The sequence below is a fragment of the Chromobacterium indicum genome, from assembly GCF_039708975.1.
GTDB classification, from domain to species: domain Bacteria; phylum Pseudomonadota; class Gammaproteobacteria; order Burkholderiales; family Chromobacteriaceae; genus Chromobacterium; species Chromobacterium piscinae.
Genome location: NZ_JAYFSJ010000004.1, coordinates 280,217 through 293,142 on the forward strand (window position 1 = coordinate 280,217; position 12,926 = coordinate 293,142).

At 67.9% G+C, this 12,926-nt stretch carries 11 protein-coding genes; 6 read left to right on the top strand and 5 right to left on the bottom strand.

The window, feature by feature from the left end; translation table 11 throughout:
* Positions 1-51 precede the first annotated feature (51 nt).
* Entirely contained in the window at positions 52-1,086 is a 1,035-nt protein-coding gene (locus tag VA599_RS07765) for a glycosyltransferase family 4 protein (protein ID WP_346788164.1), read from the bottom strand.
* Complete coding sequence (locus tag VA599_RS07770; RefSeq protein WP_346788165.1) at positions 1,074-1,901, bottom strand: UDP-2,3-diacylglucosamine diphosphatase; 828 nt, start codon at positions 1,899-1,901, stop codon at positions 1,074-1,076. Before VA599_RS07770 ends, VA599_RS07765 begins: the two co-directional genes overlap by 13 nt.
* Positions 1,902-2,091: 190 nt before the next feature.
* Between VA599_RS07770 and VA599_RS07775 the strand changes: the two genes are divergently transcribed.
* Together VA599_RS07775 and VA599_RS07780 are read left to right on the top strand one after the other, a co-directional pair.
* Complete coding sequence (locus VA599_RS07775) at positions 2,092-2,754, top strand: response regulator (RefSeq protein ID WP_104945392.1); 663 nt, start codon at positions 2,092-2,094, stop codon at positions 2,752-2,754.
* Positions 2,751-4,097, top strand: coding sequence for an ATP-binding protein (locus tag VA599_RS07780; RefSeq protein ID WP_021475448.1), 1,347 nt, complete (start codon positions 2,751-2,753; stop codon positions 4,095-4,097). Before VA599_RS07775 ends, VA599_RS07780 begins: the two co-directional genes overlap by 4 nt.
* A gap of 121 nt (positions 4,098-4,218) precedes the next feature.
* Here VA599_RS07780 and VA599_RS07785 read toward each other — a convergent pair whose 3' ends face one another.
* The 3 genes from VA599_RS07785 to VA599_RS07795 form a co-directional block, all read right to left on the bottom strand.
* On the bottom strand, positions 4,219-4,575 hold the full coding sequence (locus VA599_RS07785) for a 5-carboxymethyl-2-hydroxymuconate Delta-isomerase (RefSeq protein ID WP_021475449.1): 357 nt from the start codon (positions 4,573-4,575) through the stop codon (positions 4,219-4,221).
* A gap of 13 nt (positions 4,576-4,588) precedes the next feature.
* Positions 4,589-4,993: a hypothetical protein gene (locus VA599_RS07790; RefSeq protein WP_021475450.1), complete on the bottom strand. Its 405-nt coding sequence runs from the start codon at positions 4,991-4,993 to the stop codon at positions 4,589-4,591.
* Between the two features lie 72 nt (positions 4,994-5,065).
* Complete coding sequence (locus tag VA599_RS07795) at positions 5,066-6,994, bottom strand: TonB-dependent copper receptor (protein WP_346788195.1); 1,929 nt, start codon at positions 6,992-6,994, stop codon at positions 5,066-5,068.
* 118 nt (positions 6,995-7,112) lie between these two features.
* On the opposite strand from VA599_RS07795, the gene VA599_RS07800 reads away from it, so the two are divergent.
* The 4 genes from VA599_RS07800 (at position 7,113) to VA599_RS07815 (ending at position 12,907) form a co-directional block, all read left to right on the top strand.
* Positions 7,113-8,369, top strand: a complete 1,257-nt coding sequence (locus tag VA599_RS07800; protein ID WP_346788166.1) for an ATP-binding protein — start codon at positions 7,113-7,115, stop codon at positions 8,367-8,369.
* On the top strand, positions 8,366-8,890 hold the full coding sequence (locus VA599_RS07805) for a response regulator transcription factor (protein ID WP_221663865.1): 525 nt from the start codon (positions 8,366-8,368) through the stop codon (positions 8,888-8,890). Before VA599_RS07800 ends, VA599_RS07805 begins: the two co-directional genes overlap by 4 nt.
* Positions 8,891-9,012: 122 nt before the next feature.
* Positions 9,013-10,641 (top strand): 3-(methylthio)propionyl-CoA ligase, encoded by a 1,629-nt coding sequence (locus tag VA599_RS07810; RefSeq protein WP_346788167.1) that lies wholly within the window; start codon positions 9,013-9,015, stop codon positions 10,639-10,641.
* Positions 10,642-11,029: 388 nt separating this feature from the next.
* Positions 11,030-12,907: a methyl-accepting chemotaxis protein gene (locus VA599_RS07815; protein ID WP_081666236.1), complete on the top strand. Its 1,878-nt coding sequence runs from the start codon at positions 11,030-11,032 to the stop codon at positions 12,905-12,907.
* Positions 12,908-12,926: the final 19 nt, after the last annotated feature.

The window sequence follows — 12,926 nt, forward strand, 5'->3', positions numbered from 1 at the left end:
GTGCTTCGATTTTTGAAATATAGCGCTTACAGCTGATGAAGCAAGGCGCATTTAATCTGCGATGGGGTTCAGGCCGGCGGATGCGGCGGCGTTGGGACGCAGATGGGATTCGAATTGGCGGCTGGCGGCCTGCCAGGAGTAGCTCTCGGCCACCCGGCGCACATGGCCGCGGTCCAGTTCCAGCGCCTTCAGGCAGGCGGCGCGCAGGTCCCAGTCCAGCACGCCGGCGCCCGAGTCGCCGACCACGTCCAGCGGGCCGGCCACCGGGAAGGCGGCCACCGGCGCGCCGCAGGCCATCGCCTCCAGCAGCACCAGGCCGAAGGTGTCGGTGAGGCTGGGGAAGACGAACACGTCGGCGGCGCGGTAGAAGCGGGCCAGCTCCTGCTGCGGGAACACGCCGGCGAAGTACACGTCCGGGTGCTGTTGTTTCAGCCGGGGCAGCAGCGGGCCGTCGCCGACCACCCATTTGCTGCCGGGCAGGTCCAGTTTCAGGAAGGCTTCGATGTTTTTCTCCACCGCCACCCGGCCGATGTAGACGAAGCGCGGCGGGTTGGATTCGTCCAGCCTCTGGCGCTCGCCGGGGCTGAACATCTCGGTGTCCACGCCGCGGCTCCACAGCTTGACGTTGTCGAAGCCGCGCGCCTCCAGATCGGAGGCGATGGAGCGGGTGGGCACCATCACCGCCTGGGAGGCGTTGTGGAAGCGCCGCATCCAGGCATAGCTGGCGGAGAGCGGCAGCCGGCAGCGGGCGTGGATGTATTCCGGGAAGCGGGTGTGGTAGGCGCTGGTGAAGGCCAGGCCTTCGCGCAGGCAGAAGCGGCGCGCGGCCAGGCCCAGCGGACCTTCGGTGGCGATGTGGATCGCGTCTGGAGCGAAGCCGGCGATGCGTTGCGCCACCTGGCGGTAGGGCAGCAGCGACAGCCGGATGTCGGGGTAGGTGGGGCAGGGGATGGTGCGGAATTCCAGCGGCGTGATCATGTTGACCTGGTGGCCGAAACCGTCCAGCTCGCGGACGGTTTCGGTCAGCGAGCGGACCACGCCGTTGACTTGCGGCTTCCAGGCGTCGGTGACGATCATGATGCGCATGTGGATTCCTCCGAAGGGATGGGCTCGGGCGATTCCTCGATGACCGCGCCGGCGGTCAGCGCGGTCCAGTGCAGCACTTCCAGCCGGCCGTCGGTGTGCTCGACCAGCGCCGACAGGCTTTCCACCCAGTCGCCGCTGTTACCGTACAGGATGCCGTCTATCATCCGCACTTCCGGCTTGTGGATGTGGCCGCACACCACGCCGTCGAAGCCGCGCCGCCGGGCTTCGCCGGCGAGGATGGCTTCGAACTGGCTGATGAAATTCACCGCGTTCTTCACCTTGTGCTTCAGGTATTGCGACAGCGACCAGTAGGGCAGGCCCAGCCGGTGCCGCACCCAGTTGAAGCCTCGGTTCAGCTGCAGGATCAGCGTGTACAGATTGTCGCCGACATAGGCCAGCCACTTGGCGTACTGGATCACGCCGTCGAACTCGTCGCCGTGCAGCACCAAGAGGCGCTTGCCGTCGGCGGTGAAGTGCTCGGCCTCGTGGCGGATGGCGACGCCGCCGAAGTTCAGCCCGCAGTACTGGCGCGCCGCCTCGTCGTGGTTGCCGGGGATGTAGATCACCTGGCAGCCCTTGCGCGCCTTGCGCAGCAGCTTCTGCACCACGTCGTTGTGGCTTTGCTTCCAGTACCAGGATTTTCTCAATTGCCAGCCGTCGACGATGTCGCCGACCAGATACAGGTATTCGGATTCGTGTTCGCGCAGGAAGTCGAGCAGGTGTTCGGCGCGGCAGCCGGCGGTGCCGAGGTGGACATCGGAAATCCAGATGCTGCGCAGTCGGCGGGAGGCGTCGGAAGCGGTATCTGGCTGCATGGCGGGTCCGTGGGCCGGGATGACGTCCCATGCTGCTATGGCGACGTGACAGGGAAATGAGGTTTTGTTGACGGGAAGGTGAATAGTCCTATGCCGTTCAATGACAATATGGGCGGATCGGGACGGCGCTTAAGCATGGTTTAAGCTGTCAGTGGGATAAAGGACGCTGCGGCGGATAGCGGGAGGACGGATGCGGATACTGGTGGTGGAGGACGATGCGCAGATAGGCGATGGTCTGCAGATGGGCCTGCGGCAGCTGGGATTCGCGGTGGATTGGCTGCGCGACGGCCGGCAGGCGCTGGCCGCCTTGCCCGCGGCGCCCTACGACGCGGTGGTGCTGGACTTGGGGCTGCCGGGCATGGACGGCATGGACATCCTCGCCGCCTGGCGGCGCGCCGGCCGCGACGAGCCGGTGTTGGTGCTGACCGCGCGCGACGCGCTGGCCGACCGGGTCGGCGGGCTGGACGCCGGCGCCGACGACTACCTGGCCAAGCCCTTCGCGTTGGCCGAGGTGGCCGCGCGGCTGCGCGCCCTGACCCGCCGCCGCCATGGGCAGTGCGGCCCGCTGCTCAGCCACGGCAGGCTCAGCCTGGACCCGGTGGCGCGGACGGCGACGCTGGACGGCGCGCCGCTGGAGCTGACCGCGCGCGAGCTGGCCTTGCTGGAGCTGCTGCTCAGCAGCAAGGGACGGGTGCTGCCGCGCGAGCTGATCGAGGAAAAACTGTATGGCTGGGGGCAGGAATTGGAAAGCAACGCGCTGGAAGTGTATGTCCACCATTTGCGCAAGAAGCTGGGCGCGGGCTTCATCCGCACCTTGCGCGGCATAGGCTACACGCTGGGAGAGCCGGCTTGACGCGGCTGCGCAGCCTGCAGGCCCGGCTGATGCTGGTGTTGCTGCTGATCGTGCCCGCCACCTGGCTGGCGGCGTCGGCGGCCGCGGTGTGGCTGGCCCAGCGCGAGGTGGATGAGCTGTTCGACACCCAGATGGCGCAGTTCGCCCGCCAGTTGCTGGCGATAGACGTGCACGGCATGCAACCGGATGATCCGCCCAAGCTCAAGCATCTGCTGGCCGGGGCCGACAAGGGGCGGATGGACAACGACGACATGGGGCTGGCGATCTGGGACGCGCAGGGGCGGCAGGTGTTGTGCGACGGCCGCGGCCGCCGCTTCGACTACGAGCCGGCGCGGCGCGGTTTCCACGATTTCATCGGCCATGACCATCATCACGACTGGCGTCTGCTCTATCTGCCGGCGCCGGACGGCTCGCGCATGGTGGCGGTGGGGCAGAAGCTGGGGCTGCGGCAGGAGATGGTGTGGAGCGTGGTCAAGGCCCAGCTGCTGCCCTGGATGATAGGGCTGCCGCTGATGCTGCTGGCCATCCTGTTCGCGCTGCGCCGCGAGCTGGCCCCGTTCCGCCGGCTGGCCGGCGCGATCGCCGCGCGCGCGCCGGACGACAACAGCCCGGTGCCGGACGAGGTGCCACAGGAGGTGCGGCCGCTGGTGCGGGCGCTGAACGCGCTGTTCGTCCGCATCGGGACAATGCTGGAGCACGAGCGGCGTTTCACCGCCGACGCCGCCCACGAACTGCGCACCCCGCTGGCGGCGTTGCGGGTGCAGGCCGAAGTGCTGGCGTTGACGCCGGACGAGGGCGGCCGCCGCCACGCCTTGTCGCAGTTGCAGCTTGGCATCGAACGCGCCGGCCGTCTGGTGGAGCAGTTGCTGGCCTTGTCGCGGCTGGACCCGTTGCAAAGCCCGAGGCAGCGCGAGGCGGTGGTGTGGGGACGGCTGGCCGAGGGCCTGATGGCGGAGTTGGCGGCGACTGCCGACGGGGTGGAATGGCGGTTGGACTGGCGCTGTCCGCCGGAGCAGGCGCTGCCGCTGTCCGGCGACTCGACCCTGGTGGGGCTGATGCTGCGCAATCTGCTGGAAAACGCCTGCCGCTATGGCCCGGCCGACGGCGTGGTGGAGCTGAGGCTGGAGGAGGATGCGGTCAGCGTGCTGGACCGGGGGCCGGGCATCGCGCCGGAATGGCTGGAGCGGGTGCGCGAGCGCTTTTTCCGTCCGCCGGGCCAGGCGCAGCCGGGCAGCGGCCTGGGCTTGTCCATCGTCGAGCGCATCGCCGAGCTGCATGGCCTGGCGCTGACATTGAGGAACCGGCCGGATGGCGGGCTGGAGGCGAGGCTGGAGCGGGCCTGACTGCGACAATCCGCCGCAGGCGGGGCGCGCCGCGCCGAGGTATGCTGTGAAGGCTGGGCGCGACAGGCGTCCGGCAGACAAAGGTTGCAAGCCCGCCATGACCCGGCGGGCTTTTTTTTGCTCAGCCGAGAGCCCGCAGCTTGTCGCGGCGGCTGTAGGCGGCGGGCGCCATGTCGCGAACCTCGCAGCTGACGGATTGCACGCCGGGCAGCCGTTCGCAGACCGCGCGAACCAGCCGGTCCGCCAACTGACCCTTTTGGTCGTCGTCGCGCCCGGCCAGGATGTGGCAAGCGATGTGGACAAAATCCTGGTCGCGGCCGCCTACCAGGAAATCATCGTAGGACTGCAGCCTGACCTTGATGTCGGCGCTTTGGAACAGGCCGCTGGCGTCGGCGGCTTCGTGGACGGCATGCAGCAGTCGGTCGATATCCGGATGGCCGGCGATCTCGGCCGAGCATTCGATCACGCAATGGGGCATGGGCTTCTCGCTATCAATGGGGCGGGTTGGCGGGCGCGCTGAAGCGGATGCGCCAGAACAGCGCGTTGCACACGCCGCCGGCCATCGCGCCCAGGTACAGGGTCATCGAGTCGTTGTACAGCAAGGGCTCGGCGATGCGGGCGTACAGCAGCGTGATCGTGCTGCCGCTGACCGCGCCGGGGGCGAAGGCGACGACGGCGAGCAGCCAGGCCGGCCATTGCCGTTGCCAGCGCTCCACCGCGCCGGCCATCGCGATGCGCAGCAGGCACAGCAGCAGGCCGAAGACCAGCGCCGGCACCGCGCCCATCAGGTAGGCCATCATCGGCACCACGCCGCTGGCCAAGAGCGCCACCAGCGGCCCGAGCAGGATGAACAGCGTCAGACCGCAGGCCAGGATCTTGAAATAGGGAATCTTCATGCCGCCGCCATCGTGAAAAAGGCTTCCAGCCTAGCAGACTGGAAGCCCCGAGACGAGAGGACGGGCGGATATTTACAGCTCGACCTGCAGCTTGGTCCACAGCGTGCGGCCGGGCTCGTTGACGCGGGTGGTCCGGGTGTAGCCGGCCACCATATCGCCGCCCCTGCTGACGCTTTCGGCGTAGTTGCGGTTGAACACATTGTCGATGCCGGCTAGCAGCTTGAAGCGCTTGCTGATCTTCCAGCCCGCGTCCAGCGACAGCGTGGCGAAGCCGGGCGCCGTGCCGATGTCCTGGCCGACGATATTGCCCTGGCCGGGCGCGACGCGGTCCTGGCGCTGCGCCGCGCGCAAGGCGGCGCTGGCGCCGTAGCGGCCGTTGTCCCATTTCAGGCCCAGCTTGCCTTCCAGCGGCGGGGTTTGCGCCAGCGGCCGGCCGTTGTCCAGATTGGCCGCCCATACCCAGGCCACGCTGCCGGACAGCGTCCATTGCGGCGCGAAGCGCCAGCGCGCCTCGCTTTCCAGGCCGTAGCGGCGGGCGTCGACGTTGCGCGCCATCTGCGGGCTGTTGTTGTCGACCAGGATGAAGTCGCCGACGCGGCTCAGGTAGGCGGACAGCGAACCCTGCAGCTTGTCGTCCTGGTACAGCAGGCCGGCATCCAGCTGCAGATTGCTTTCCTTGCCGAGGCCGTCGTTGCGGTTCAGCTCCCAGTAGTCGGGCGCGCGCTGGGCCTGGCCCAGACCGACGTAATGGGTCCAGCCGCCGGTCTTGAGTTCGTAGCGGACGAAGCCGGAGTCCATGTGGTAGCGGTTCTCCGCGCGGACGCCGCCATTGGACGCGGCTTCCTGCACCGCCAGGGTGGCGTCGCGGCGCAGGCCGGCGATCAGCCTGCCCTGCGCGCCAAGGGGGGTGGACGCTTCGGCGTACAGGCCCTGATTGTCGAAGCTGATGTCCGGCAGGCGCGGCTGTTGCTGGTAATCGACGTCGAAGCGTTTGCTGTGGCGGTCGCGCAGCCAGTCGACGCCGGTGGTGACTTCCCAGTCGCCGAAGGCCAGGTCGGCGCTCAGGCGGCCGGTATCGGCTTCGCGGTCGGGATTGCCCAGCATTTTCATCTTGGGAGCCGGGCGCAGCGAGAAGTTGTCCATCACGTGGTCGACATAGCTGTGGTTCAGTTGCAGGCGTACCGCGTCCAGCCAGCCGGCCAGACGGCGCTGCTCCAGCTTGACGCCCCAGGCGTCGCGGTCGAACTTGCTGCCGTCCATCATCCGGTCGGCGTAGGCGGCCTGGCCGCGGCTGCGGTCGGCCGAGACTTCCAGCGTGGTGTCGCGGCCCGGCGTCAGGCCGACGATGGCGGTCTGGCTGTCGCGGTCGAACGCCGAGTGGACCGGACGGCCGTCGCCATCGCGATAGTCGCCGCCGTGGTTGCGGCTGGCCAGGATGCGCGCGTAGCCGTATCGCGAGCCGGCGGCGAAGTCGGCGTAGGCGTCGTTGCGGTCGCCGCTGCCGCCCAGCAGGCTGCCGTTGAAGCGGACGCCCGGCTGGTCGAAGCGGGGCGTCTTGCGTTCGAAGTTGACGCCGCCGGCCACCAGGCCGGGGCCGAGCTTCACGCTTTGCGGCCCCTTGACCACCTCCACCACGTCGTAGGCGTCGGGGAACAGGTAGGCGGTGGGCGGGTCCATCCGGCCGCCGCAGCCGCCGAACACGAAGCCGCCGTCGGCCAGGATGGCCAGCCGCGAGCCGCCCAGGCCGCGCAGCAGCGGATCGCCGGAGCTGCCGCCCTTGCGGGCGACGTTGAAGCCGGGAATGTTTTTCAGCAGCGAGGCGCCGTCGGCGGCCGGCGCCGGCTGGCGCGGCGCGCGCGGGTCCAGCGACAGTTGCAGCGGCTGGTCGAGGCGGCTGGCGGTCACCAGCACTTCTTCGCCGACGAAGGCGGGCGTTTCCGCCGCGCAGGCGTGGGCGACGGCCAGCGCGAGCGGCAGGGGGAGCAGGTAGCGGATTGTCATCACGGAACAGGTTTGTGTTGGAATTATTGACCGGAGATGGTAGTGGAAGCCGCCGAGCCGACCAATGCGGCAAAGTGTCGCAGCCGCCGAGCGGCCGGCTTGGTGGTAAAGTGCCCCCATGAACAGGAATGCGATGTTGGCGCCGGCGCTGGCGGGGGATGCCCCGCAGGCCGGCGCGCGGGTGCGGCGCTTGCGCTGGCTGATGCTGTGGCTGGCGGCGGCGATGCTGGCCGGTTGCGCGCTGGAGCGGGTGGAACTGCCATGGCTGCTGGTCGGCCAGGCGCTGGCCACGCTGGCGTTGGTGAACCTGTTGCTGCCGCGCCTGCCGGCCTGGGGGCTGCCGGCCGAGCTGGCGCTGCGGCTGGGCCTGCTATGCGACGTGCTGGTGCTGACCGAGCTGCTGGCCTTCAGCGGCGGCGCGGCCAATCCGCTGGCTTCGCTGTATCTGCCGCCGGTGCTGTTCGCCGCGCTGCTGTCGCCGGGCTGGTTCGCCTGGCTGCTGGCGGCGCTCAGCGTGGCGGCGTACGGCCTGCTGTTCGAGTGGCATCTGGACTGGCCGCTGAACGGCGGCAACGCCGCCTACGCCTTCAATCTGCACCTGTCCGGCATGTGGATTTCCTTCGCGCTGTCGGCGCTGCTGATCGCCGGTTTCGTTTCCTGGCTGGCCCGCCAGCTGCGCCATCAGGGCGACGCGCTGGCGCAGGCGCGCGAAACCCAGCTGCGCGACGAGCAGCTGCTGGCGGTGGGCATGCAGGCGGCCGGCGCCGCCCATTCGCTGTCCACGCCGCTGAACACGATGACGCTGTTGGTGGACGAGCTGCTCAGCGAGCGGCAGGGCGACGAGGCGCTGCGCCAGGATCTGGAATTGATGCGCGCGCAGCTGGCCAGCTGCCGCGCGACGCTGTCCCGCCTCAAGCACGGCTCCGAATCCCGCGGGGGGCCGCAGCCGCTGTTCTCGTCGCTGGCCGAGCGGCTGGAAGGCTGGCGCAGCCTGCGGCCAGACGTGAGGCTGGAGTGGCGGACGCCCGACGGCGACGATCCGCTGGTGAGTCTGGACGCCGCGTTCTGGCCGGCGCTGTTCAATCTGGTCAACAACGCGGCCGAGGCCGGCGGCGGCGAGGTGGCGGTGTCGGCCTGCCTGAGCGGCGGCCGGCTGCGGCTGGACATCGTCAACCGCCAGGGCTGTCTGAGCGAGGCGCAGTTGGCGCGCGCCGGGCTGGCGCCGCTGGATTCGTCCAAACCGGCCGGCCTGGGGCTGGGCATGATGCTCAGCCACGCCACGCTGGCCCGGCTGGGCGGCACGCTGCGCCTGGACAACCGCGCCGAGGGCGGCGTGCACGCCCGCATCGAACTGCCGTTGGAGGAGGGAGCGTGAGCGATTTCCTGCTGATAGACGACGACGAAGCCTTCGCCATGGTGCTGACCCGCTCGCTGGCGCGGCGCGGCCACGCGGCCGCCTGGGCGCGCGACGCGGCCGAGGCGCTAGCGCGGGCGGCCGAGCGGCCGGCGCGCATTCTGCTGGATCTGAACCTGGACGGCGACAGCGGCCTCAGGCTGCTGCCGGCGTTGCGGGCGGCCAGCCCGGACAGCGCCATCGTGGTGCTGACCGGCTACGCCAGCATCGCCACCGCGGTGGAGGCAACCAAGCTGGGCGCGGTGCAATACCTGGCCAAGCCGGCCGGCGTCGACGAGATCCTGGCCGCCTTCGCCCAGCAGACGGCTAATCCGGAGCTGCCGGTGGCGCCGCAGCCGATGTCCTTGCGCCGCGTCACCTGGGAGCACCTGCAACGGGTACTGGCCGAGCACGACGGCAACATCTCCGCCACTGCGCGCGCGCTCAACATGCACCGCCGCACCTTGCAGCGGATGCTGGCGAAACGGCCAGTCAAGAGCTGAGTCAATTCCGATGACGAATATATAAATCAGACGATGGCCGGCCATCAGAAAATATGATTGGAGTGAAAACTCCAGCGCGGCGTAACGTGCGGATTCCATACCGATAACAGGGGAGATGCCAGATGCTGCGTGGACAGATGATGGACCAGCCTTTGCTGATTGCGGATTTGCTCGAGCATGCCGAGCGCTTCCACGGCGACACCGAGATCGTGTCGCGCACGGTGGAAGGCTCGATGCACCGCTACACCTACCGCGACGCCGCCCGCCGCGCCCGCCAGCTGGCCAACGCGCTGCCGTCGCTGGGCGTGGCGCCGGGCGACCGGGTGGGCACGCTGGCCTGGAACGGCTACCGCCATTTCGAAATCTACTTCGCGGTGTCCGGCAGCGGCGCCGTCTGCCACACCGTCAATCCGCGGCTGTTCCCCGAGCAGATCGCCTGGATCGTCAACCATGCCGAAGACAAGGTGCTGATGTTCGACGCCACCTTCCTGCCGCTGGTCTCTCAGTTGGCGGACCAGTTGAAGAGCGTCGAGCATTTCGTGCTGCTGGCGGCGCGCGCCGACTTGCCGGCCGACAGCGGCATCCCCAATCTGCTCAGCTACGAAGACCTGGTGAACAGCCACAGCGACGTCTACGACTGGCGGCTGCTGGACGAGAACGCCGCCTCCAGCCTGTGCTACACCTCCGGCACCACCGGCAATCCCAAGGGCGTGCTGTATTCGCACCGCTCCACCGTGCTGCACGCCTTCGGCAGCTCGCTGCCGGACAGCTTCGACCTCTCGGCGCGCGCGGTGGTGATGCCGGTGGTGCCGATGTTCCACGCCAACGCCTGGGGCCTGCCATACAGTTGCGCGATGAACGGCAGCAAGCTGGTGCTGCCCGGGCAGAAGCTGGACGGCGCCAGCCTGCAGCAGTTGATCGCCGAGGAAGGCGTCACCACCACCGTCGGCGTGCCCACGGTCTGGCTGCAGCTGTTGCAATATTGCCAGCGCGAAAACCTGTCGCTCTCGCCCTTGAAGCGGGTGATCGCGGGCGGCTCGGCGGTGCCGGAAAGTATGATCGAGCAACTGGCCGAGCGCGGCATCGAGCTGCGCCAGCTATGGGGCATGACCGAGCTGTCGCCGTTCGGCACCACCAGCACGCCCAAGCTCAAGCACGAAGGCCTGCGAGGACGGGAGTTGAACGCGCTGCTGACCAAGCAGGGCCGGCCGGCGTTCGGGGTGGACATCCGCATCGTCGACGACGCCGGCCTGCCGCTGCCGCACGACGGCGTGTCCTTCGGCAATCTGCAGGCGAGGGGGCCGTGGGTGCTGTCGCAGTACTTCAAGCGCGAGCTGGACGCCAACCACAGCGCCGACGGCTGGTTCCACACCGGCGACGTGGTGACCATCGATCCGGACGGCTACATGCGCATCACCGACCGCACCAAGGACGTGATCAAGTCCGGCGGCGAATGGATCAGCTCAATCGATCTGGAAAACATACTGGTCGGCCATCCTGCGGTGGCCGAGGCGGCGGCGATCGCCGTGCCGCACCCCAAGTGGGACGAGCGGCCGCTGATGGTGGTGACGCTGAAGCCGGGCGGGCGGGCGACGCGGGAGGAGCTGCTGGCTTACTTCGACGGCAAGATCGCCAAATGGTGGACGCCGAACGATGTCGTCTTCGTCGACGAGCTGCCGCACACCGCCACCGGCAAGCTGCTGAAGATGAAGCTGCGCGAGCAGTTCCGCGATTACCGCTGGCCGGAATAATGAAAATTGGATGAATTGCTCTAAAGTGCTGGATTTCCGTAGAGCAATTACGCTAGAATGCCGGCTGCACTGAGAACCGCAAGGTTTTGAGGTGTTAGCCCCTCGAAATATCGCGCTGGCCGAGGCCGGTCCGATGTTTCTTCCTCGTGTTGACCCCTGCCGCATTGCCGCAGGGGTGTTTTTTTGCCCGTCCTTCCCCGTTATTCACATCGACTGAAATCATGGTTGCACCTATCATATTGTGAAAACGGCATGAGCTTGATCAAGCGCCCGCGCGTCCGCTTGGTTTAGCGTATCCATCAGGCTCTCCAAATGAATCACCACCAGTCTGCCGAGGAAATGGCCGGCTTTCGCCCGGGCTATACAGGGTAGAAATGAAGGGAAGGCGATGAAATCACTTCGTAGTCGATTGATAGCGTTCAATGCCCTGTTGATGGCGTTGTTCGGCCTGGTCCTGGTGACCATAGTTTTCACGCAGATGCGATCGGAAATCCTGGAAGGGCTGGACAACGAATTCGCCGCCAGCTTGAAGGGGCAAAGCTCGGTGGTGACCACCTGGCTGGGCGAGAAGAAGCAGCAGATCGTCGCCCAGACCGCGGTGGCGGGCGAGGCCGACGCGATGCGCTTCCTCAAGGTGGGCACCAAAGCCGGAGGCTTCAACGTCAACTACGCCGGCTACGCCGACGGCCGCACGCTGTTCTCCGACGACTGGGTGGCCCCGGCCGATTACAAGGTGGCCGACCGCGACTGGTACAAGCAGGCCCAGGCCTCAGGCCAGCCCGTCGTCACCGACCCCTATGTCGACGAGGCCACCAAGAAGCTGACTGTCACCATCTCCGCGCCGTTCAACCACAACGGTGCCTTCGCCGGCGTGGTCGGCGGCGACGTGATGGTGGACACGCTGGTGAAGTCGGTGCTGTCGCTGAAGGTGCGCGGCAATGGCTACGCTTTCATCATCGACAAGAAGGGCACCGTCATCGCCCACCCGCAGGCCGAGCTGACGCTGAAGCCGATCACCAGCGTGGTGCCGGCGCTGACGCCCGACCGCCTCGCGCAACTGGTGCAGAACGACAAGGCGTCCGACGTCGACATCGGCGGCAGGAGCATGCTGATCGCGGCGCAGGCCATTCCCGGCACCAACTGGATTCTGGCGCTGGTGTCGGACCGCGACGAGATCCTGGCCCCGCTGCACACGCTGCTGTACACCATAGGCGGGCTGACGCTGCTGGTGTTCGCGCTGATGATCCCGTTCGCCAGCCTGGTGATCGGCAAGATGCTGGCCGGCCTGGTGCGGCTGAAGGCGGCGATGGAGGACATCGCCCGCGGCCAGGGCGATCTGACGCTGCGGCTGAAGGACGACGGCCAGGACGAGATCGCCGCCACCGCGCGCGCGTTCAACACTTTCGTCGGCCAGCTGGGCCACCTGTTCCGCGGCCTGAAGGGCGATGCGGCCGGCGTGGTCGGGGGGGTGAAGGACGCCAGCCAACTGGTGGCCGACGTCGCGCAGAGCTCGCGCCACATCTCCGACGTGTCCTCGTCCAACGCGGCCACGCTGGAGCAGATCACCGTTTCCATCTCCCATATCGCCGACAGCGCGCGCCAGGCCGACGACCTGGCCAGCGCCACCGGCCATAACCTGGCTGCCAGCGCCGACAATATGCAGCGGCTGTCGTCCGGCATGGAAAACACCGTGCAGTCGGTGCGCGGGCTGGAAGAGATGCTGTCCTCGCTGGACAAGCGCTCGCAGGAAATCTCCGGCATCACCAACGTGATCCGCGACATCGCCGACCAGACCAACTTGCTGGCGCTGAACGCGGCGATCGAGGCCGCCCGCGCCGGCGAGCAGGGCCGCGGCTTCGCGGTGGTGGCCGACGAGGTGCGCAAGCTGGCGGAGCGCACCGCGCAGGCGACGCTGGAAATCTCCAATATGGTGGGCGCGATCCGCGAGGAAACCGGCCGCGCGGTCGGCGACGTCAACTCCACGGTGCAGGCGGTGGACGAGGGCGTCGGCCTGACCCGCGAGGCGGTGGACAATATCGCCGCCATCCGCGCGTCGATGCTGGACGTGGTGGCCAAGATGAGCGAGATCTCCAACTCCACCCAGGAGCAGCACAAGGCCACCACGCTGATCGCGCAGAGCTCCGAGGCGATCAACGGCCACGTGCTGGAAAACGACGACGTGCTGCAGAACGTCAGCAGCACCTTGCAGGGCCTGGCCGGCAACGCCGGCAAGATGGACGCCGAGTTCAACAAGTTCCGGCTGTAAGCCCGATCCGTCTTCTCGA

Excerpts from the sequence above, each read along its gene's own strand:
- VA599_RS07765 (WP_346788164.1), bottom strand. The coding sequence starts at position 1,086 with ATGCGCATCATGATCGTCACCGACGCCTGGAAGCCGCAAGTCAACGGC.
- VA599_RS07770 (WP_346788165.1), bottom strand. The coding sequence starts at position 1,901 with ATGCAGCCAGATACCGCTTCCGACGCCTCCCGCCGACTGCGCAGCATC.
- VA599_RS07775 (WP_104945392.1), top strand. The coding sequence starts at position 2,092 with ATGCGGATACTGGTGGTGGAGGACGATGCGCAGATAGGCGATGGTCTG.
- VA599_RS07785 (WP_021475449.1), bottom strand. The coding sequence starts at position 4,575 with ATGCCCCATTGCGTGATCGAATGCTCGGCCGAGATCGCCGGCCATCCG.
- VA599_RS07790 (WP_021475450.1), bottom strand. The coding sequence starts at position 4,993 with ATGAAGATTCCCTATTTCAAGATCCTGGCCTGCGGTCTGACGCTGTTC.
- VA599_RS07795 (WP_346788195.1), bottom strand. The coding sequence starts at position 6,994 with ATGACAATCCGCTACCTGCTCCCCCTGCCGCTCGCGCTGGCCGTCGCC.
- VA599_RS07800 (WP_346788166.1), top strand. The coding sequence starts at position 7,113 with ATGAACAGGAATGCGATGTTGGCGCCGGCGCTGGCGGGGGATGCCCCG.
- VA599_RS07810 (WP_346788167.1), top strand. The coding sequence starts at position 9,013 with ATGCTGCGTGGACAGATGATGGACCAGCCTTTGCTGATTGCGGATTTG.
- VA599_RS07815 (WP_081666236.1), top strand. The coding sequence starts at position 11,030 with ATGAAATCACTTCGTAGTCGATTGATAGCGTTCAATGCCCTGTTGATG.